Annotated in this window: 21 protein-coding genes; 9 read left to right on the plus strand and 12 right to left on the minus strand. The window is 66.1% G+C overall.

Annotated features, from left to right (window positions below; all coding sequences use genetic code 11):
* Positions 1-83 precede the first annotated feature (83 nt).
* The 3 genes from WEG36_10325 to WEG36_10335 all read left to right on the plus strand — a co-directional run bounded on the left by WEG36_10325 (position 84) and on the right by WEG36_10335 (position 1927).
* Positions 84-1295, plus strand: a complete 1212-nt coding sequence (locus WEG36_10325; GenBank protein MEX1258004.1) for a peptidyl-alpha-hydroxyglycine alpha-amidating lyase family protein — start codon at positions 84-86, stop codon at positions 1293-1295.
* Between the two features lie 34 nt (positions 1296-1329).
* A complete protein-coding gene (locus tag WEG36_10330; GenBank protein ID MEX1258005.1) occupies positions 1330-1617 on the plus strand; it encodes a hypothetical protein in 288 nt (95 codons plus the stop codon).
* A 64-nt stretch (positions 1618-1681) separates the two neighbouring features.
* A complete protein-coding gene (locus tag WEG36_10335) occupies positions 1682-1927 on the plus strand; it encodes a hypothetical protein (protein ID MEX1258006.1) in 246 nt (81 codons plus the stop codon).
* A gap of 39 nt (positions 1928-1966) precedes the next feature.
* On the opposite strand, the gene WEG36_10340 is transcribed toward WEG36_10335, so the two are convergent.
* The 4 genes from WEG36_10340 to WEG36_10355 form a co-directional block, all read right to left on the minus strand.
* Positions 1967-3607 carry a hypothetical protein gene (locus WEG36_10340; GenBank protein MEX1258007.1) on the minus strand — a complete coding sequence of 547 codons (1641 nt, stop codon included), beginning with the start codon at positions 3605-3607 and terminating at the stop codon, positions 1967-1969.
* 154 nt (positions 3608-3761) lie between these two features.
* Positions 3762-4259 carry a cytochrome c gene (locus WEG36_10345; protein ID MEX1258008.1) on the minus strand — a complete coding sequence of 166 codons (498 nt, stop codon included), beginning with the start codon at positions 4257-4259 and terminating at the stop codon, positions 3762-3764.
* Between the two features lie 58 nt (positions 4260-4317).
* The gene (locus tag WEG36_10350; protein ID MEX1258009.1) at positions 4318-5289 is read right to left on the minus strand and encodes a CopD family protein; all 972 of its coding nucleotides are present in this window, start codon (positions 5287-5289) and stop codon (positions 4318-4320) included.
* Positions 5286-5705 carry a copper resistance CopC family protein gene (locus tag WEG36_10355; protein ID MEX1258010.1) on the minus strand — a complete coding sequence of 140 codons (420 nt, stop codon included), beginning with the start codon at positions 5703-5705 and terminating at the stop codon, positions 5286-5288. Before WEG36_10355 ends, WEG36_10350 begins: the two co-directional genes overlap by 4 nt.
* A gap of 229 nt (positions 5706-5934) precedes the next feature.
* Between WEG36_10355 and WEG36_10360 the strand changes: the two genes are divergently transcribed.
* Both WEG36_10360 and WEG36_10365 read left to right on the plus strand, forming a co-directional pair.
* Entirely contained in the window at positions 5935-7023 is a 1089-nt protein-coding gene (locus WEG36_10360) for a hypothetical protein (GenBank protein MEX1258011.1), read from the plus strand.
* Complete coding sequence (locus WEG36_10365; protein ID MEX1258012.1) at positions 7020-8096, plus strand: hypothetical protein; 1077 nt, start codon at positions 7020-7022, stop codon at positions 8094-8096. The genes WEG36_10360 and WEG36_10365 overlap by 4 nt, the downstream gene beginning before the upstream one ends.
* On the opposite strand, the gene WEG36_10370 is transcribed toward WEG36_10365, so the two are convergent.
* A complete protein-coding gene (locus WEG36_10370; protein ID MEX1258013.1) occupies positions 8093-8728 on the minus strand; it encodes a hypothetical protein in 636 nt (211 codons plus the stop codon). The genes WEG36_10365 and WEG36_10370 overlap by 4 nt on opposite strands.
* 168 nt (positions 8729-8896) lie before the next feature.
* On the opposite strand from WEG36_10370, the gene WEG36_10375 reads away from it, so the two are divergent.
* Both WEG36_10375 and WEG36_10380 read left to right on the plus strand, forming a co-directional pair.
* Positions 8897-9862 (plus strand): SDR family NAD(P)-dependent oxidoreductase, encoded by a 966-nt coding sequence (locus WEG36_10375; protein ID MEX1258014.1) that lies wholly within the window; start codon positions 8897-8899, stop codon positions 9860-9862.
* 50 nt (positions 9863-9912) lie between these two features.
* On the plus strand, positions 9913-10149 hold the full coding sequence (locus WEG36_10380; protein ID MEX1258015.1) for a hypothetical protein: 237 nt from the start codon (positions 9913-9915) through the stop codon (positions 10147-10149).
* Between the two features lie 14 nt (positions 10150-10163).
* Here the strand turns inward: WEG36_10380 and WEG36_10385 are convergent, their stop codons facing one another.
* Positions 10164-10634 (minus strand): TerB family tellurite resistance protein, encoded by a 471-nt coding sequence (locus tag WEG36_10385; protein ID MEX1258016.1) that lies wholly within the window; start codon positions 10632-10634, stop codon positions 10164-10166.
* Between the two features lie 230 nt (positions 10635-10864).
* On the opposite strand from WEG36_10385, the gene WEG36_10390 reads away from it, so the two are divergent.
* On the plus strand, positions 10865-13648 hold the full coding sequence (locus WEG36_10390) for a DUF5916 domain-containing protein (protein ID MEX1258017.1): 2784 nt from the start codon (positions 10865-10867) through the stop codon (positions 13646-13648).
* Positions 13649-13699: 51 nt separating this feature from the next.
* Here WEG36_10390 and WEG36_10395 read toward each other — a convergent pair whose 3' ends face one another.
* Together WEG36_10395 and WEG36_10400 are read right to left on the minus strand one after the other, a co-directional pair.
* Positions 13700-13954 (minus strand): hypothetical protein, encoded by a 255-nt coding sequence (locus WEG36_10395; GenBank protein MEX1258018.1) that lies wholly within the window; start codon positions 13952-13954, stop codon positions 13700-13702.
* A 73-nt stretch (positions 13955-14027) separates the two neighbouring features.
* The gene (locus WEG36_10400; GenBank protein MEX1258019.1) at positions 14028-14657 is read right to left on the minus strand and encodes a class I SAM-dependent methyltransferase; all 630 of its coding nucleotides are present in this window, start codon (positions 14655-14657) and stop codon (positions 14028-14030) included.
* A 203-nt stretch (positions 14658-14860) separates the two neighbouring features.
* Between WEG36_10400 and ald the strand changes: the two genes are divergently transcribed.
* Positions 14861-15979: an alanine dehydrogenase gene (ald, locus tag WEG36_10405; protein ID MEX1258020.1), complete on the plus strand. Its 1119-nt coding sequence runs from the start codon at positions 14861-14863 to the stop codon at positions 15977-15979.
* Between the two features lie 72 nt (positions 15980-16051).
* On the opposite strand, the gene WEG36_10410 is transcribed toward ald, so the two are convergent.
* The 4 genes from WEG36_10410 to WEG36_10425 all read right to left on the minus strand — a co-directional run bounded on the left by WEG36_10410 (position 16052) and on the right by WEG36_10425 (position 20681).
* A complete protein-coding gene (locus WEG36_10410; GenBank protein ID MEX1258021.1) occupies positions 16052-16888 on the minus strand; it encodes a PP2C family serine/threonine-protein phosphatase in 837 nt (278 codons plus the stop codon).
* Between the two features lie 87 nt (positions 16889-16975).
* Positions 16976-18274, minus strand: a complete 1299-nt coding sequence (locus tag WEG36_10415; GenBank protein MEX1258022.1) for a glucoamylase family protein — start codon at positions 18272-18274, stop codon at positions 16976-16978.
* Positions 18275-18362: 88 nt separating this feature from the next.
* Entirely contained in the window at positions 18363-18950 is a 588-nt protein-coding gene (locus tag WEG36_10420; protein MEX1258023.1) for a hypothetical protein, read from the minus strand.
* Positions 18951-19088: 138 nt separating this feature from the next.
* The gene (locus tag WEG36_10425) at positions 19089-20681 is read right to left on the minus strand and encodes a GNAT family N-acetyltransferase (GenBank protein MEX1258024.1); all 1593 of its coding nucleotides are present in this window, start codon (positions 20679-20681) and stop codon (positions 19089-19091) included.
* Positions 20682-20714 lie beyond the last annotated feature (33 nt).

Here is a 20714-nt window from a genome sequence, read left to right on the forward strand (position 1 = left end):
CGCCCCTCCCCACCCCTCCCCAAGTTGCCTAGACCTAGACAGGCACGCGCCGCGCAAGGCAAGTACCGGCAAAGGGAGGCCCCATGTCAGGCTTCGACCGCATCCAATTCCCCGTCCTGGCGCTCATCGCGCTCGCCGTCGCCGGGGGTTGCGGGGGGACGAGAGGAGACACGGCCGACGGGGACATGGACGCGGCCGCCGATTCCATGGCCGGCGCCGCGATGGCCGCCGACACCATGCCCTTCGACCTTCCGCCGAGCGGCACCACCGGAACGCCCGCCGACGCGGTGACCGACCCGGCCCTGACCAACCTCGCCAATCCGAATCCCACCGTCGTCACGGACTGGGCGGATCTCCCGGGCGGCCGCGAGTGGGGTTCGACCGCGGGCGTGGACATCGGGCCCGACGGCCACGTATGGGCGTACGACCGGTGCGGCGGCGGGCTCGACGGCGGCTGCGACTCGAATCCGACCTACGATCCGGTCGTGAAATACGATCGAAATACCGGTGAGCTCCTCGCGAGCTTCGGGGCCGGCATCTTCGAAACCCCCCACGGCCTGCACGTGGACAGCGTCGGCAATGTCTGGGTCACGGACTACGCGGCGAACGACACGGGGACGAAGGGGCACCAGGTCATCAAGTTCAGCCCGACCGGCGACATCCTGATGCGGCTCGGCGTCGCGGGAACGCCGGGGAACGACTCCGAGCACTTCAATCAGCCCACGGACGTGATTACCGCTCCGAACGGCGACATCTTCGTGGCGGACGGGCACAGCGGACAGGGGCAAAATCCAGCCCCCGGCTCGACGGGACGCATCATGAAGTTTTCACCGGACGGACGGTTCATCATGCAGTGGGGACGCATCGGGAACGGTCCGGCGGAGTTCCGCACGCCGCATGCCCTCGCCTTCGACTCGAGGGGCCGCCTCCACGTGGCGGACCGCGGAAATCACCGGATCCAGATCTTCGACCAGAATGGGAGCCTCCTCGACACGTATTATCAGTACAGTCGGATCAGCGACATTTTCATCACACCCGACGACATGCTCTACGCGATCGACTCCGAAACCTCCCCCACGAATCACCCGGGCTGGATCAGCGGGATTCGAATCGGAAGCGCCTTCGAAGACCGCGTGACCGCCTTCATCCCGCCGCACGAACAGGAAGGCGACGCCCGCCCCGTGGCGGGTGAAGGGGTCGCGGTGGATGCGGATGGCAGCGTGTACGCCGCAGAGGGACCGGCTTCCCGCCCCGTTGCCGGAGGCGGCCTCACGAAGTACGTGCGTGGGATGTAGTCGCGCTTCGGGTCGCGGCCATGAGGAGCCCACGGTGCGGCTCGTCGCGACCCGGAAGTCACATCAGAATCACGCGGTCCTCGATCCCTGGACGGTCGTGCATTTCTCGACCGGGCTGGCGCTCGGGCTGATGGACCTGCGATTCGACCGGTGCATGGCCGCCGCGACCGCCTACGAGGTCGTGGAACAGGTGGTCGAGCGCCAGAAGTGGGGACAGGAGCTCTTCAAGACAAAAGTGCCCGAAAGTCCGATGAACGCCATCCTCGACCTGGCCGTTTTCGCGGCGGGGCACTGGATCGGCACCCGCTGGAACCGGACCTGAAACACGCCGCCGCCGGGAACCCGGCGAGCGAAGCCGGAGACTTCCGAACGAAGAAGAGGAAACCATGAGTGAAGGAAGGGAGGACGTCTTCACGGCACCACTCCTGCTCGCCACCGCCGTGCTCCTCCTCGGCCTGGCCATCGTCGAGAAGGGGCTGAACATCTTGGGCGGAAGCATTCCGGTGCTCACCGTGTATCCCCGCCAGCTTCTCGATTGGGCGGTGGTGCTCCTGATCCTCGATATCGCCCTTTCGATTCGCCAGGTGCTCGAGAACCGGCTCTTCGAGGGGCGGTCCCCGCCCATGAAGTGAGTTGCAGGACGCTCTGCCCGACCACCCGGTGGGGCGCCCTCAGGGCGTGAAGCCACCCAACCGGCTACCGGTGCGGGCAAAGTTTCCGTCCGCCAGGACGGGCTGAACGATGCCCCCCGCCGACGTCCACCCGGAGCCGCTGACCGTCCAGATGGCCTGAGCTCCCGGACGCAGTCCCCAATCCGGCATCCAGCCGGCGACATCCGCGAAATCCGGGACCTCGAGCGTCACCGTTCCGGCGCCGGATCCGCGAAACTCCCGGGTGACCTGGATCTGTGCTTGGCGCGCCTGGCCCGCCTGACCCTGTATGAACGACGCGAGCCAGTGGCGATCGTACTCCGCCTGAATCGTGTACTCCGCACGGGCCCGCGAATATTCGGTGGCCGGGATCCCGACGACATTCGGAGGGGTGAGGAGGGGACCCAGATCCAGCGTGACGTGCGCCGGTGCGCCCGCGACACGCATGACCTGTCGCTGCGGAGCGAACGGAACCGCAGCCTCCGTGGCCAAAACCGTGAGGAGATGCACGTCTCCGGCCATGAGATTCGCCGCCGGTGCGCCGTACCAATTCGTGGAGGCCGTGGGTCCGAGAACCTGGCCCGCGAGGACGAATCCGCCGGCCGTGTTGAGCTGGGTCGTCTGGAGCACCTGCTCGCCCGCGCCAACGCCATTCACGGTCAGGGTGCTGACCTGCGGCGCGAAGGAGTTGGGTCCGGCGAAGTCAATGTCGTTGATCGCGCTCCCGGCGGCCGGATCCAGCTCTCGGCGGATGAACATCCGCGTCGGAACGATCGCAAGGGGACCCACGATCTGGGAAATTCCACCCAGGAGATCCACCGTTCCGTCCCGCACCCCGTTGAAGGTGGCGTTCATGGTGCCGAGGACGGGAGGGTTCAACGCGGCCAGGGCCGCCGTCGCCCCGCCGAGCGAAACGCTCGTCGCGAACGCCGCCGGCGGAATCCCCTGGACCGTTCCGGTCACCATTTTCCCGGCCCCGGTGAGTCCCGCGCACCGTAACTCGTTGATGGCGGCCACTTCGGTGCGGGTCGCGAAGAGGATGAACAGGTTGAATCCTTGTGCGGCGTCGTTGGTGACCCAGGCGACGCCCATCGTGTTCGAGTTCACCTGGAAGTTGTACGAAGTCGGTCCACCGACCGCCTGAGCCCAGGCCGCATTGCCGTCCTGGTATGCGACCCAAAGGGGCAGGCCCGTGGCCGGGCAGAAGGGGATGGTCACATTTCCCCCACCGCCGCCCTGCGCGATCACCGTAAGCTCGAGCGTCGCCGTCCGGTCCGCGACTCCGCTCCCGCTTCCCCGCACGGTGAGATCCGTGTTCCCGAGCGCCGCCGCGAGCGCTCCCGCCAGCGTGAGCTGCCCGGACGTGCCTCCGGCCGCGATCGTGAGCGCATCGGCCGTCACGCCCGTCGGAAGCCCTTCGACGGTGATCGTGATCGCCCCGGCGAAATCCCCGTCCCGCACGATCGTCACCGTGACGACGCCGGAAGCGCCCTGCGTGATGATGAGGGTCCCCGACGAAAGCGTCAGCGTGAAGGACCCTCCCGCGGAGGTGGAGCTGCCTCCGCACCCGGTCAGGAGGAACGCCACCAGAGTTGCCGCGGGAAAGACGCTCCGAAAGGAGCGCAGGATCGAGAAAATCGGCCGGAACGAGTCGAGTCGCATGCGAGTTCCCGGATCGAGATGAATGTTTTCAGTCACAATTCGCCGTCGGGAGGCCGCTCCCCGGTCATGCACACTCTCTCAATGTGGTCCGTTTGGGGGCAGAGGTGAAGGGCCGGGCCGACTTCCGGGCCTTCATCGAACCCCGGCGAGCGCCTTACGGGGTTCCATCAGTGGAGTGATCCATGGGCATCCCTCCCATCGGCATATCCATGGAGCCCATAGAGCCGATCGTGACCCCCGCCGGAAGAAGCGACTCGAGGTAGCCGAAGAGAAGACGCGCGTCGTCGTCGCCGAGCGCCATGGGCGGCATCGCCGGCGGAATTCCCGTCTGGACCATCCGGAGGAGCACTTCTTCCGTGTGGTGCGCGAGGTGGTCGAGGATGCTCGGCGGCTGTATGGGGAGGGTGGCCGCGAGTGGACCGTTCCCCGTGGCGCCTGTGCCATGGCACTCCATGCAGTTCGCTTCGTAAAGCGTCCGCCCCTGGGCGAGCTCCGGGCTGGGCACCGGCCCGGTGGGCGCCGATGGCCTCCCCACCAGCATGTAGAGTCCGACGCCGACGGCGACGACCATCAGCGCCGCGATGACCATCAGGCGGGCGCTTCCCCTCCTTCCCCACACTTCATCCCCTTCGCTTGCGTCCGTCGTCCTCATCTCTCGCTCTCCTTTCCGATTCCGGGACCGACCGTCGTCCCCCCGCGCGAATAAACCCTCAAGGCTTCGCCGTATGCGTGAGAATCGCCGTGAGAAGCAGGACTCCCATGGCAACCGTCACTTCCAGCGCGGCCCGGCGACGCATCACATCCTCCCCGTCCGCCGAATCGCTCCCGGGAAGCCCTCGCCGCCAGTTCAAGAATCCCAGGAGCATCACGACACCGGCGGCACCGACCTTCGCGGAAAGGACGCGGCCGTAAGTGGTGGTCCAAAGATCCGACGGAGAATGGAGGTGTGTCCAGGAAAGTACTAGTCCCATCGAAACGAGGGTGAAGACGCTCGCGATCGCCAGCGCGGAAAAGCTCCGGAGCTGAGCGACGAAAAGGGGATGGCTCATCCGCGGCGCGCCCCCCGGGCGCCCCACGGCCAGGATGAGCCCGAGAGACCCGATCCAACCGCCGGCCGCGAGCGCGTGCATCCCGTCCGCGGCGACGATCAGAGGACGCCCCGACTCCACTCCCATCGCATGGCTCGACAGCGCGAGCGTCGCGACGAGAAAGAGGACCAGCGCTCCGGCCAACCACCACGCGGGAGAGGCTGCGAGAGGTGCCGCTTCGATCTGCGGGGATACGGCGCCGACGACTTGCCTCCCCTCGCGACCGCGCCGCGCGATCAGGAACGCACCCGCGAGAAGGGGCAGGATCGCGCCCTGTGCCATCCAAACGGTGCCCCAGAAAGTCTCGAGGACGAGGAAGTTGATGTCCTCGGAGAGCGGTACGAATGGGTCGCGGAAGCCCATCACCTGGACCACCATCTTGAGGATCCAGACGCCGATCAGGAGGAGCGAGGTCGCTGCCCCGACGGTCGCCACCCTCTTCTCGACCTCGCGCAACGCCGGCGCCCCCGCCGCCCCAGTCGCCCGCGCGGCACGCGGTGCCACGAAACCCCTCCATGCGATACAACCCACCGCAGCGGCGATGCCGGAGAAGAGGAGCCACTGTTGTAGGGGAGCGAGAATGCTCTCCGTCATTCAGCCTTCACTTCGAAGCCGAAGTTCCCCCGCATCACATGGCCGTCCTGCGCGATGACACGCCACTGGACAGTGTAGGCCCCCGGCGGAAGGTGCGGATCGAGGGTGATGAAGACCTGTCGCGGGTCGGGCTCGAAGGTCATGGGGGGAGAGCTCGACATCAGCGAGCGCCCGGAGTCAACGACTCGCACCGAGGTGCCTCGGAGGAGAGGCGGCTCGGAAAAAGTGAGGCGTACCTCCGTGACCGGTCCAGACACGGTCGAATCGGCGGCCGGAACCGTCTTATCCAGCGTGAGGTGACGCAAGAGCGTCCCGGCTTCCACCGGCCGAACCGACGCGGGAAACCCCAGAAGAAGGGCTCCGGCCGCCACCGCGCCGAGGAGGACCCTGCTCCGCGTTTTCCTTCCGACTCTCATTTCGATTCTCCACTCCGTTCCGTTACCACCCGGTCCAATCGGTGCTCCGGGGTGACGGGGTGCGACGCCGCTCGCCACCGTCGAGGTGTATATTTGTCTTACCCCTGAGGGGGGATCGTGTGCCCCCATCTAGACTTGCAGGATCGGTGCTTGCCTTCGTGAAGCACCAAGGCCAACGTGGGGTATGAGAAAAAAGCGCACAACTCGAGCCTCTGGAAGGCAGGTCAAGATGACATCGCGCTTGAGGTCCTTCCCCCTCGTCGCATTGCTCGCCGCCGCGTGTTCGGCGCTTCCCGCCTGCGCAGTTGCGCAGGTCGGCGGGGAGGCGGGCAACGGTGTGTCGGCCCTCGAGCGGGAACACCCGGACCTGTACTCACTCCTCGTCAGGCTCGAACGGGCGAACGGCGTGCTCTTCGGAAGGCTCCTCGCCGAAGGGGAGGCGGTCCGCGCCACGGGCACTGACATCCCCACCTTCGAGTTCGAGTTCGAGATGTTCGACGAGCTCGCCGCCATCGCGGACTCGGAGGGAACCGCCGACGAGCTCGCCGCGAGCGCCGCGGCCGGATACGGCGTTCTCGGAGAACGAGGAGCGGAAGTGATCGAACGGGCGAACGCCTTTCATCGCGAGCTTCTCGGAATCTACGCAAACCCGGCGGTCACGGACCGGGCCCAGGCCGTGGACGCGGCGGTGGAACGGTATCTGAGCCGTCCGGAGGTCGCGCTCCCCGCCGAGCCGAAGGACATGGACATCCTGTACGACCACCCCTACACCTGGGCCTTCAGGACGGGGTACCCCGACCTCGGGGGCTTCGTCTGGGCCGGGCATTGGTACCAGCTCGCCGCTTCCGAGCCTCTCATGATTTTCGACACCCGCGAGGAGCGCCTCGAAGGGCTGGAGACGGTTCGCGAACGATTTTTCTCGAAGCTGAGCTATGGGGAGCCCCCGGAGTCGTTTCCGACAGAGCTTCCACTGGCGCCCCCGATCGCGCCGCTCCTGGTCTCGGCACACCCGAGGGCCGCGATCATTCTGGACAACCTCAACATGCTTCAGGATGTCCTCGCGGACGTCCTCGTGTCTCCCACGGTGAAGGACGTCCGTGCGGCACTCGACGAGGCGGTCGCCCAGTTCGTGGACCCGACGTACCGGATGGCGGACCGCTACGACTGGATGGTCATGGCCCTGCGCCACAGCATCTTCAACCAAGGGGGTCCGGCGCTCGGGACGATGACGCGGACCGAGCGGAACAACTCGGGGCACGCGCAGCACCTCCAGGGTGGTGGCGGTGCGATCATTCTTCCGGGAATGCCTGGAGAATGATCGGCGGATGGATCGGGCCTCTTCGTGCGCCCGTGGTGGTCGCTCTTCTCATTCTTCCCGCATGCGGCGGTGAATCCGGGGTCTCCGCCGGCCTCCCGCCGCGGCTCGAACGCCTCCGGGTGGACACCCTCTTCGCGATCGGGGCGCAGAGTGGCGAGCCGTGGGAGACCTTCGGGGGAATCTGGGACGTAGCGACCGCGCCGGACGGAAGGTTCGCCGTGCTCGACGTAGATGCCGTCGCGGTCCACCTCTTCGACGGGGCGGGCGCCCCTCTGGGCTCCATCGCCGATCAGGGATTGGACCCGGGCACGCTTCGTAGCCCGACCGGGATCGCGTGGAACGGCGGCGATGAGCTCCGAGTCTGGGATCCGGGGAGCTCGTGGATCTCGCGCTTCTCCGTTGGGCCCTCCGGTGCCGAGTTCGTGGACCGGCACCGGGCATTCGCTTTCGGTGAGACCGGCTTCTGTACCTCGGAAGGGCGCGTCTTCCTGAGTTACTTCCAGGACGGGCAGGTCATTCACGAAATCGGCGGCGACGGCGCGATCGTCCGGTCCTTTTCCCCGGCACCCGACGTCGCGGGGATGGAGACTCTCGTGTTGGAGCTCCAGGAGCTCGCCCTCGAAGAGCTGACCCCCTCCAAGCTTCTTTGTGTCTCCGGCGGCGTCCTCGAGGCCAGCTACTTCCAGTCGCGGATCCAGTTCCACGACACCGAAGGGAGGCTGGTCTGGAGCCGCGAGCTGGCGGACTTCACTCCCGTCCTGGCCTACAGCCCCGACGACATGGGCGTCGGACTCCAATACGCCGAGGGCGACGGATCGCACCTCCTCCGCTCCGTCGTGCCCTGGGGTGACGGGCGCGCACTGCTCCAGCATGAGCTACGAGTCGAGGGAAGCCGTCCCGACGGCGCGGCAGACCCGATCGAATCGCGTCTCATCCGGCTCGAGGACGGCGCCGAGGAGGCACGAACCCGCTCCCTTCCGCTCATCCTAGGGACGCGGGGAAACCGCGTTTTCGAGGTTCGGCAGCGCCCGGTCCCGCAGGTGCTGGTCCTCGAGGTCACCGGGGACGGTTAGTTCGTCGTCACGCCCAGATTTTCGACGGCGACGCCGGGGAGGACGTGATTGATACGGACGCCCCAAATCCCGTTGGTATCCGCGAGGGCCCCCGTCTTCGCCGCGGTATGGACCACCGTGCCGTTCACCAGGAACTCCACCTGCTCCGCTCCCACGCGGACGGCGAGCTCGTTCACGGACCGCCCGTCGGCGTCGGGGCGCTGCACGGAGGGATGCGCCGTGTAGGTCTGAATCTGGCTCGTATTCGTGTTGTCAATCCGATTGATGATCACGAACTCACCGGTTTGCGCCACCATGAAATAGAGATACCGCTGATTCTCGCTGTTGAGATTGCGCCCCCCGAAGATCAGGCCGTAGAAGTTTCGGTGGCTGCTCGGCTCGAGAAGCGTGAAGCGGCCGCTCAACGTGTAGTTCCCGCGGGCCATCTGCTCCGGCCTCCAGAGCGTCACGGCAGGCCCGGTGGTGACCTGGAAACCATTCTCGAGCGACGTGACGGTGACCTCGGGAACGTCGTCCGGGTCCGCGGCATTGTTGCTCTGGTCCACCCGCATCATGAGGGCGGCGGGCGCCTGCGCGGCTACGGGCCCGGAGAAAACGAGAGCAAGCAGCGTTATGGACAATGCACGGGTCATCGTTGAGCTCCCAGGACGGCGTGTTTCTATCGAGTCGAGTCTAAATCTGCGTGGCCCCCAACCGGTCGGGCAAGCATCCGTGGCGGGGGCAGCGGTGTATACCTACTATTCATCGCCGATGTTTCCACGGGTATGCCGTCCAATCCGCTTTATACCGGAGCTCAACCGATGGTGAATCGACGAGGTTCTTTGCAGGAGCCCTCCTCCCCCATTTCCACTCGGCTTCGCGCCCGGATGGTCCGGCTCGGCATCGCGTCCGCTTTGCTCGCGGGCCTGGTGGCGGGAACCGGTGAGCTTACGGCCCAGGTGCCTGCGAGCGCCGTGGAGGGTCGAGAGATCATCATGGTGACGGGCTCCACCGACGGCCTCGGGCGTGCAGTCGCCCTTCAGCTCGCCGGTCCGGGCGCACATATCATCGTGCACGGACGAAACGCCGAGCGCGGCCAGGCGGTGGTCGAAGAGGTCGTGGCCAAGGGAGGCACCGCCCGCTTCATCCAGGCGGATCTCGGCTCCCTCGCCCAGGTCCGGGAGCTCGCCGCCACCGTTCTCCGCGACTACGACCGGCTGAATGTCCTCGTGAATAATGCCGGAATCGGGCGTGGACAGGACAACGCGCCGCGCGAGGTCAGCGCGGACGGGTACGAGCTCCGCTTCGCCGTGAACTACCTGTCCCACTTCCTGCTGACCCGGGAGCTTCTCCCCCTTCTGAGAGCCGGCGCGCCGTCGCGCATCGTCAGCGTGTCCTCCTCGGCACAAGGAGGAGGCACCATCGACTTCGAAAACGTGATGCTCGAGCGCGAGCCTTACGCGGGATCCTTCGCTTACGCGCAGAGCAAGCTGGCCCAGGTCTTCATGACCTTCGATCTGGCCGAGGAGCTCGCGGGCACCGGAGTGACGGCGAACGCGGTTCACCCGGGCGGCTACCTCGACACGAGCATGGTGCGCGAGCGTGGCGGTACGGCGAACATGAGCGCCGAAGAGGGAGCCAATTTCGTCGTCAACTCAGTCCGGTCCGCGGAGGCCGGTCAATACTTCAACACGATGACCGTCGGGCGCGCGAACGCGCAGGCCTACGACCTGGAGGCTCGCCGCCAGTTGCGCGAGCTGAGCATGGAGCTGGCCGGGCTAAATTGACTCGAGTTTCCGCGTCCGCACCGGCATCCCTTCGAGCGAAGGAGTGAGTTATGACCGAATCAAGTAACAGCTCGGTTTCCATCGTCGCGATCATCGCGATCCTCATTCTCGTGGCGGGCGCCGTTTACTTCCTGGCATTTCGGGGAAGGGGAGGAGGAGGCGGCGGCGAAGGGCTGGACATCGACGTGGAGATCAACCAGGGGCTCCCGCTGGAAGATGGAACCGACGCGCGAACCCGGATGGTGTTCTCTGAATCGGGGTTGGAAATGGAGGTCCATTTCCTCTGAAGCGAGGAGGCGGATCAGATCTTCTTGCGGGCCGCGGCCATCTTTGCGGCCGAGAGATAACCGGGCTCGAGCCCGAGGAGATTCGAGATTTTTCGGGTAAGATAGTGCTCGCGTTCAGCAATCTCTCCGTCGGCGAGCACGACGCCCCACATCACCTCCGCGAGGACCATCTTCTGCCCGATATCGTAGCCCTGCTTCAACTGCGACGTGAACCGGAATTGGTCCGTGGCGTTTTCCCGCTCCTTCTGTGCGAGCTCCAGTAGAGTCCGCCCGGCTTTCAGGGGGAGTGAGAAGTGCCGCTCCAGCACCTCTTCGAGATGTGCGCGCTCGGCGGCGGAGAATTCCCCATCCGCATAGGCTACTTCCAGGAGAAGGGCGCATGCCGCAAGGTGGAGCGGATCAAACCCGGGAGGGGTCTCGGCCGGATCTCCTTCCGAGGAGACCCTTTCGGAACGAAATAGCGAGCGGATGGCGTCGATCAGCATGTCATTGGGCCCTGGAAGTAAATCGAAGGCTCACTTCGCCTCGCACCAGAATCGAGCGTAAGCCCCCGTCCCCGCCAGGGGGGGCGCGCACGTCTCGCTAGTACTCACCTGCCCCTAAAGTTAGCTTTTGCCACCGACACGCCCCTCCGCGCCGGCGGGGGCGACCGCCCGTCCCGCGCCGAAGCGGAGCGACCGCGTTCGCGCGGTAACCTGCCTACAGGGCCGACCGAATGACACCGCAATGCCGTCAGAGCCATCGTCTCCTGCTCATGTCGGGAATCCTCTTCACCCTTGGCACCGCTCCGGCTCTCGGCGCGCAAGTCGTCGAAGGCACCGCTCCGCCCAGTGGTGAACCGCCACCGGCCGCACCCGCCACGGGGGGCTATGACCACGCCATCGCGCCCGCCGCGCGCGCGGTCCGGACGACAACAGAGTTGAGGATTGACGGTCGGATGGACGAAGCGGCCTGGATGACGGCGCCCGCGGTCACGGACTTCACCCAGTCCGTCCCGAACGAGGGAGCGCCGATCACCCAGTCCACGGAGGTCCGCTTCCTCTACGACGACGACTTCCTCTACATCGGCGGCTGGATGTGGGACGACGGCGAGATCCTCGGCCGGCTGGCTCGCCGGGATGCGGGGGTGCCGGACATCGACATCCTTGCCGTCCACCTGGACGGTTATCACGATCACCGCACCGCCTTCCGGGTAGCGACTTCGCCCGGTGCCGGCTGGATTCGGGACGAGTTCATCGTCGGTGCGCGAGGCGGTGGCGCCGGGGGCGGCGGCTTCGCGGACACCTCGTGGGACCCCGTCTACGACCTGGCCTCCACGGTGACGGAGGAGGGGTGGTTCGTCGAGATCGCGATCCCCTTCAGCCAGCTCCGGTATCCCGACGCTCCGGTGCAGACCTGGGGGCTCCAGATCGAACGGAAGATTCGCCGCCACGGCGAGGATACGTCTTGGGCCTTCCTTCCCCGAAACGAGCCCCAGGGGGTCGCCCGTTACGGTCACCTCGAGGGACTTGAAGGCCTTCAGCAAGGAAAAGGCCTCGAGATCCTTCCCTATACAACGGCGCGCGCTGAATTCCGCGACATCCCCAGGAGTTCGGGGGCGGACTTCGACAATCCCTTCCGCAGTGGATCGGACTACTTCGCCAACGTCGGCGCGGATCTGAAGTACCGGCTCGGCACGAACTTCACGCTCGACGCCACCGTGAACCCCGACTTCGGTCAGGTCGAGGCGGACCCGGCCGTCATCAATCTCACCGCGTTCGAGACGCGGGTGAACGAAAGGCGGCAGTTCTTCGTGGAGGGATCCGACATCTTCCGATTCGGCGAAGGGGGCGGCGGCGGCTCTCAGCTCATCAACACGAGGCGAATCGGAAGGGCTCCCCAGGGGTCGGTCCCCAACGAGTCCGAATACGCGGACATTCCCAACTCGACGACGATTCTCGGGGCCGCCCGGGTCACGGGCCGGCCGACGGGAGGGTGGTCCATCGGCCTGCTCGAGGCCGTGAGCAACCGCACCGTCGTCCCCTGGGTCGACGCGGATGGAAATCGGTCCGAGACGGAGGTGGAACCTCTCACGAACTATATGGCGGCAAGAGTACGGCGCGACCTGGACGAGGGGAGTCGCTCCTTCGGCGTGATCGCCACGGCCGTGAACCGGAATCTGCGGACGGAAGCGCTTCAGGAAGACCTCCATGCCTCGGGGTATTCCTTTGGAGTGGATGGCCGGCTCGAATGGGCCAACCGGGCCTGGGCGATCAGCGGCGCGCTCGCGGGAAGCCGGGTCACGGGGGACACGGCCGTCATCGCGAGCACGCAGCGGAGCTCGGCGCGGTACTTCCGCCGCATTGATGCCGATCACCTGGACTACGACCCCACGGCCACCTCGCTTACGGGGTACTATGGGACGATCAGCGCGGGCAAGCAGAACGGCGCCTGGCAAGGAGGGGTGACCCTGAACGCGACGAGCCCCGGCTTCGAGATCAACGACTTCGGGTTCCAGAGCGCGGCCGACCGGGTCAATTTTTCGTGGGACCTGGGATATCGGATGCCGAGGACCGGAGCGCGCTTCCGGAGCTTCAATGTCTCGGCGTCCGGCGGGGCCACGCAGAACTTCGGAGGGGAGACGCTATCGCACGATGCGGGACTCTCCGTGGGCGCCACGCGTCTCTCGCAATACGGCTTCAACTTCGGACTCCGCAAGTCGTTCGAAACCTTCGACGACCGGCTGACCCGGGGCGGACCCCTCGCAAAATCGCCCGGGGGGTGGTCCAGCAATCTGAGCTTCAGCGTTCCGCCGCAGAGCACCGTTCAACCCAGAGTAAGTTTCAACTACTCCGAAGACGACGCGGGCGGGTGGCGAAAGTCCGGAAATGTCGGCCTCACGATGCGCTTCCAGGGCATCTATGAGGTGGTCCTCGGAGCCAGCCTGAGTCAGAGCCTGTCGGCCGCCCAGTACGTGACGACCATCGGAGATGCCGCCGCCACGAACACCTTCGGGAATCGGTACGTCTTCGCGGGAATCGAGCAAACGACGTTCGACGTGGACGCCCGCGTCAACATGACCTTCACGCGCGGGCTCACCTTCGAGCTCTACATGCAGCCCTTCGTCTCGAGCGGGAACTACCTCGCCCTCAAGGAGCTCGCCGCCCCGCGAACCTTCGACTTCCTTGAGTACGGGGAGGACGTCGGCACGATCACGCGCGGAGAGGACGGACGATACCTGATCGACCCAGCCGGCGACGGAGAGACGACCTTTTTCGTGAGCGACCGGGACTTCAATTTCCGTTCGTTGATCGGAAACGCCGTCCTCCGCTGGGAGTGGCGGCCCGGGAGCACCCTCTATCTCGTGTGGCAGCACGGGCGCTCAGAGCGCCTGACGAGCACCGGGCATCCGGAGGGCACCTACGGTGAACTGGACCTCGGCCGGGATTCGGGGAGGCTCTTCAAGATCCAGCCCGAGAACACCTTCATGATCAAGGTGAACTACTGGCTGAACCCGTAGGCGGGAACAGGGCGTTCCCGCACGCGCGGCGGAGCGTACGACTCACGTGAGCTAGATCGAGCGATAGGCGTCGCCGGCGGATTCCCGCTTTCCTTCTTCGTATGGCGCGGCCACCCGTCGGTACAGTTCGAGCTTCGCGCACTCCAGCGCGCCGATGACCTCGTTCAAGAGTGCGTATCGGACGCCGCCCATCCGGACGAGGTAGTCGTCCACGAGTCGGGTGAGCGCGTAATTGAGCTCCCCCGGGGTCTCGGGGGCGCCTCCCTCGTCGACCCGCACCCTGGCGCTCGCTTCGATGTAGGGCATTTCCTTCCGCTCCCGGCTCGAGAATCGAATCCCAGCGCTTCGAAGGTGACGGTGCGCGCGCTCCCTGGCGAGGCTATGTCCGCCTGCCCTCGATCAGGAGGTATGTGTCATCCTTGAGCCACCGCGTGCCGGTCACCTCGATGCCGGGCGCCCCGGCCAGGTGCTCCAACGTGCGACGATCGAAGCGTGCGCCATACACGAGATTGACGCACGGGGCCATGACGCGCTGGGCGAGCCGACGTCCCCGGTGATGCGAGTAAAGAATCTCGACGAGCCTGAACCGTCCGCCCGGAGCGAGGACACGGGACATTTCGGCGAGCGCTCGAGCTTGAAGCTGGTCGGGAAGGACGCAGTAGAGAAAAGTTGCGATGTACCAATCGAAGGAGCGATCGGAGAATTGGCTCAGGTCGAGGGCATCGGCATGATGAAACGAAGCCCGGCACCGCGCCGATGAAGCACGTCGCTGAGCCCGCTCGAGCATCGGGCGGCTCAGGTCCACTGCGTGGAGCTCCACCCCGGAAGGATAGTGCGAGAGGTTCTGCCCGGTTCCCACGCCGACTTCGAGGGCCCTGCCCTCGACATCGCCCACGATGGAGGGCCGCCATCTCCTGTATTGGCGCTCCCACGGCCAATCCAGAAGGTCGTAAACGCGTGAGGTGTATCGATACTTTCGTTCGAGCCGGGCCGTGGGCGATTCGCTCATTCGACGGACGCCTCAGGGATTAGACGATCATCGCTTCCACCGGGCATGTGTACGTCGAGGCCATGGGAAAGCCAAGAGGCCGTCGAGCGCGACCGCCTCCCGGAGCACGGGCTCCAGAAGACCGGCGATCCGGTCACCTTCGACGATCCCTCCGATGTGCTATGGTTGGGGCCGCCACCGGATGAACGAATCGGAGAGTAGAGATGCGAATCGGCTGTCCCAAGGAGATCAAAGTCCGGGAGTTCCGCGTCGGCATCACGCCGGCGGCAGCGCGCGAAGCGATCGGGCGCGGGCACCAGGTTTTGATGGAGACCGGAGCCGGCGCCGGCTCGGGCTTTCCGGACGGGGACTACCTCGCGGTTGGCGCGACGATCGCCGGTACGGCCGAGGAGGTCTTCGCCGGCGCCGAGCTGATCGTGAAGGTGAAGGAGCCGCAGGCGGCCGAGCGCGCCCGCCTGCGCGCGGGACAGATCCTCTTCACCTACCTGCACCTCGCGCCCGACCCGGAGCAAACGCACGACCTGCTCGAGTCGGGGGTCACCGCCATCGCCTACGAGACCGTCACCGACCGTGGTGGCGGGTTGCCGCTGCTGGCGCCGATGTCCGAGGTCGCCGGTAAGTTGGCGCCGCAGGTCGGCGCCTGGACGCTGCAGAAGGCAAACGGCGGACGCGGCGTGCTGATGGGAGGGGTGCCGGGCGTGCCTCCGGCGAAGGTGGCCGTGATCGGCGGCGGCGTGGTCGGCACCCATGCCGCACGGGTGGCGGCGGGGATGGGCGCGGACGTCGTGGTACTGGACCTGTCGCTGGCCCGCCTGCGCACCCTCGACGACGTCTTCGGCGGGCAGTTCAAGACCCTCTACGCCTCCAAGCACAGCACCGAAAAAGCGGTCGCCGAGGCCGACATGGCGATCGGCGCGGTGCTGATCCCGGGCGGGGCCGCGCCGAAGCTCGTCAGCCGCGCACAGCTCGCCAGCATGAAGCCGGGCGCCGCCATCGTGGATGTGGCGATCGACCAGGGCGGCTGCTTCGAGACCTCACGGCCGACGACCCACATTGATCCGATCTACGAGGTGGACGGCATCATGCACTACTGCGTGGCCAACATGCCCGGGGCGGTGGCACGCACCTCCACCATCGCGCTCGGAAACGCCACCCTGCCCTTCATGCTCGCGCTTGCCGACAAGGGGTGGCGCCGGGCCTGCGAGGAGGATCCACACCTGCTTGCCGGCCTGAACACCCACGCCGGGAAGCTGACCTACCCCGCCGTCGGCATGGCGCTCGGCATCGAGGTGGTCCCGCCGGAATTGGCGCTGCGGGCTTAGCGAGAGGCCGAGCGGCAGCACAAGAAAGGCGCGGACGCATTCCGCGGCGCTCATGGGACGCGGACGGGCCGCTCAATCCACTCGAGCGACGAGCGCCGTAATGTTGTCGGTCCCCCCCCGCGCGTTCGCACGGGACACGAGCGCCTGGCACGACTCCGCTGGGCTCGCGGCAACCCGGAGAATTTCCGCGATCTTCTCACTCTCGACGAGGCCCCAGAGCCCGTCCGAACAGAGGAGGAGCCGATCGCCAGGCTGGAGCTCCGATCGGGAGAACGCCACTTCGAGTTCCGGTGCCGAGCCCAACGCCTGAAGGATGAGGTTCCGCTGGGGGTTGGTGCGCGCCTCCGCTCGGGTGATCGCCCCCGCTTCGATCAGCTCCTGGACCACCGACTGATCGCGGGTGAGCTGGACGAGATTTCCGTCCCGGAGAAGGTAGCCGCGAGAGTCCCCCACCTGCGCGACGAGGACGAGTCCTTCGAGCACGAGGGCTGCCGTGATCGTCGTACCCATCCCCCGAAGATCGGGTGAGGCCTCCCCAGCGGTCCGGACCCGCCGCCCCGCTTCCACCACGGCTTCGCCGAGCCTTCGCGCGGCGTCGTCCGCGTTCGGCGGCCCACCCACCGTCGTGCGTTGCATCGCTTCCGTCGTCGCGGAGACCGCGAGCCGGCTGGCCGTGGCGCCGCCCGGCGTGCCCCCGAGTCCGTCGGCAACGAGGAGGAGGATCCCCTTGGAGGTGGGGAAAAAAGTGAGCGTTCCCCCTCCCACACCCGTCCGCGGGTCCGGGCCTTCGATGGACCGCGCTCCAGCGGATTCCTTGGAGAGATCGGTCGCCGCGAACGCATCCTGGTTTTCAGGCCGCACCCGACCCGGATCGGTAAGCCCCGAGACGGTCAGGAGAGGAGCAGCCATGCCCCGATCCCCGCCATCCCCACGCCGAACAGGAGCCCGATAATCTTCCATGTGTGTCCGACCCCACCCTCCACGGATCGCGTCCGTTCAATTCCCGACGCGCTGACCTCGTAGACCCACGCAAGGACGAGCGCGATCGGAAACCCCGCCACGGAACCCTGCTCGCCGCAACCCTTCTTCGACGGGGGCGCAGCGGCGAGTGAGATTCCAGATCAGCCCCGTCTGGAAGTTCTCGACCATCAGAACGACGGGTCCCTGATGGATCCCAAAGGAGTGGGCGTATGCCCACCCCTCGGGCGCGAAGGTGGGGTTGAATCCGCACCGATATCCGAAGTCGCCTCGCGCCCCCGGAACTCGTTCCTCTATGGCTTCCAGTGTACGAAGGACGAGTTCCGGGGCGAAGGGGAGGGAGGCCGCCACCGCCCCGGGCATCAGGGTCCCGTCGTCCGGGCCCCAGGGCACTCCGCGCGCCCGGTAGTCCCAGAAGCGCCGAGGCCGTCCGGCCGCGAATCGCACGGAGGGCCCGGGTCCGCCGCCGGAGGAAAGCCCCCACATGTGCTCTCCATACCCCGCGAATCCCAGGGGATTTCGCATGGCATAGCGCTGTTGGATCAGGGTGGCTCGGCGGCTGTTCTCGAAGTAGTCGCTTCCCCTCTCGCGCAGGTATGAGTCGGAGATGCCGCGAAAGTCGATCCAGGCGTGAGAGAACTGGTGTGTGAAGAGCGGCCCCGAGTAGAGGACCTCCCATTCGTAGACCTTGCGCCACCGGTAGGTCTCAGTCCAGGCCCTGTAGCTCGATTCGGGGATCGGATGCGTCGGCGAACCCAGCGCGAGAACCTGGAGAAGGAGCGCCTCGTTGTATCCCTGCCAGCGGGCCTTCAGGAAGCCCGTCTCCGGCCTCCATCCGTGGGATACCGTGTTTCCCCCAGCCAATGCCCAGAGCCAATCCGTTCGGCGGTAAAGGGCGTGGCCGAGCTCCCGGATCTCGGCCTCGACTGGATCCGAGCCGTCGAAGTAGGCCGCCGCGATGAGCCCTCCCGCGAGGAGGAAGGTCGTGTCGATCGTCGAGACTTCGCATCGCCTCGCCCGATGCCCGGTCTTCATATCCAGAAAGTGATAGAAGAAGCCTCGCTCCCCGATCGCGGCCGACCCTTCCCCACTCGGCCCATTCCAAAAGGTGCGAAGGGTGGCAAGGATCCGCTCGGCGACGGCGCCGCGCGAGATCCAATCCCTGTCCGCCGCTACCACCAGAGAGGCGAGACCGAAGCCAGTCGCGGCAATACTCGAGGGAGCTCCCACACGAGAGCTGTCGGGCACGAGTCCATTCTCGGGATTCGCCAGCTCCCAGAAGTAGCGCACAGAGTCCCGCTGAAGCGTTTCGAGCATGCGGACGCTGGCAGGCGGCGGCGGCGGCGCTTAAGGCCTGGGACCGCCGTGAATCAGCCGACGGTGGCCAGGAGGGACGGGCCGCGGGTCAGCCGCCGAACGGAAGCCCCTGCATCGGCTGGAATCCCTCGGGAATCTGGAAGAGCGCCGCATCGACCGGATCGAGCGAAAGCTCGGAAAAGTTCACGGTGACGTCGTTGGTCTCGATGCGTACAGGAAAGTCGAGCTCCGTCGAGATCCACGCCGTCACGGGTTGCCCCTCCGACACGAACTGCCATCCCCGCGCGTCGTAGCCGTTCACTACCTCGGACCCGAGGGAAACACATTCGGTGATGTCTTCGTCGGCGCAGGGATTCTCCGCGTCCACCTCCCTGGCCGGCGGCGCGGTCACGGGGGCCATGCCGGCGGGCATCTGAATGTAGGAGCGCTGGGCGGTCATGATCATGGTCTGGCTTCCGCTCTCGGAATCGAGGAGAAGGACGATGGGCATGCCCTGGAAGTCGACCTCGAGCCGAGTCCGAGGTCCGTCGGTATAAATCGCCCCGTTCATCGGAGTGGGAAGACTGACCCCGGTCATCTCGATGTTCGCATGGAAGTCCTGCGCACCGAGGGGGGCGCGCCCGAGAACCGGAACAAGCACGAGCATCGCCAGGACGATCCAGAAATGCCGCTTCATGACGTATCTCCGCAATTCAGGTCCCGTGTCAGGGACTCAGACGTGACGAACGTGAGCCACCACGATACGGGACCCAAGGGAGGAATTCCAGGCGGCGCGGATGCGATGGTCCAGGCGAGTAGGGTTCCCGCCCTCGGCTCAGATCCGCTCTTCGGGCTCGTCGGGGCGCGGGCGCCAGGCCACGCGATAGAGCTCGGTGCGGCGGTCTCGCCAGGGTTGGACGGTGCCTTCGTAGCGATGTCTTCGCAGCAGTTCGAGGTCGGCGTCCGCGATCACGAGCGTCTCGACATTCGGGGTGGATTCGCCGGCCACTCCGTCGCGGGCGAACGCATGGTCGAGGGGAGTGAAGATCCCCGACTGCGCGTAATGGGTGTCCCCATGTGCCACGAAGGGAAGGTTCCCGGTCGTGCCGGAGGCCACGACGTAGACATCGTTCTCGACGGCCCTTGCCTGACAGCAGTACCGGACCCGAAGATAGCCGGCCCGGTCTTCCTCGGAGAAGGGTACGAAGAGGATCTGGGCGCCGTCTCCGGCGACGATCCGGGCCAGCTCGGGAAACAGGACGTCATAAGAGGGGAGGATGGCGATGCGGCCCCGATCCGTCGGAAAGACGCTTAGTCCCGTGCCGGGCTCGATTCCCCACCACCTCCGCTCCTCCGGCGTGACGTGAATTCGGGGCTGCTGCTCGATCGTGCCGTCCCGGCGAAAGAGAAAAGCGACGTTGAAGAGGCGGTCGTCCACGATCGTGAACTGAGATCCCCCGATGATGTTCACATTGTATTTGATCGCGGCGCCGGAGAAGAAGTCGAGGTAGCGGGGCGTGAGCTTCGCCAGGGCGCGGACGGTCTCGGCAGGAGTGCGCCGCGGTTCGAGCCCGCTGAGCTGGTTCGTGATGAGCTCGGGGAATAACACGAAATCGGCCTTGCTGTTGGCCGCCGCGTCCACGAAGAACGAGCACTGCGCTTCGAGCTCCTCCCATGAGTCGATGGGCCGCATCCGATACTGAACGGCGCAGAGCCGAACCTGTGAGACCCGGTACCAACGCTGCTTCGGGTCGCGAATATGGTCCAGATTGGTCCACTCGAGGTGTGTCGCGTATCCCCGCGAAGCGGTATCGGACGGGAAATAATCCGGAATGAGCTCCCGAAGCACGAACCCGTTCGCCACCTGCGTCGTGAGAACCGGATCGTAGAGCCCTCGTTCGATCACCTTCTCCACGTATTCACGTGCAGACATCCCCTCCGGCTGACTTCCGAATCCGGGGATGCGGCCTCCGATGACGATGCGCGCGAGGTTGAGCTCGCGGCTGAGGGCCTTGCGAGCGTCGTAGAGACGGCGCGCCAGGTGCATCCCCCGGAACTCGGGATCCACCATGATCTCGATCCCGTACAGCGTGTCGCCGCCCGGCGTGTGGTTGCGGATGTATCCGCCGTCGGAAACGCGCTTCCAGTCGTGCCACTCGTGGTCGCGATCGTAATCCACGATGAGCGAAGTCGAAGAGGCGACGAGTCGGCCGTCGTACTCGAGGCAGAGTTGCCCTTCCGGAAAGATATCGAGTTGGCTTTCGAGCTGGTCCTTCGCCCAGGGTGTCATTCCCGGAAAGCAGCGCTCCTGCAGGGCGACCAGCTCCGGGTAGTCCTCGAGGGCCAACCCGCGAACGCGGATCTTCCTCTCGAAGTCTTTCAGGGGTAGGCTGGCCTTCGACCCTTTCGATTCCCTACTCTTGGTCATGGCTCTCAATCCAGTGAATCGGGGAGGATTCGA

This window comes from Gemmatimonadota bacterium (assembly GCA_040882465.1).
In the GTDB taxonomy this organism is placed as follows: Bacteria; Gemmatimonadota; Gemmatimonadetes; order Longimicrobiales; family Gaopeijiaceae; genus JBBEBG01.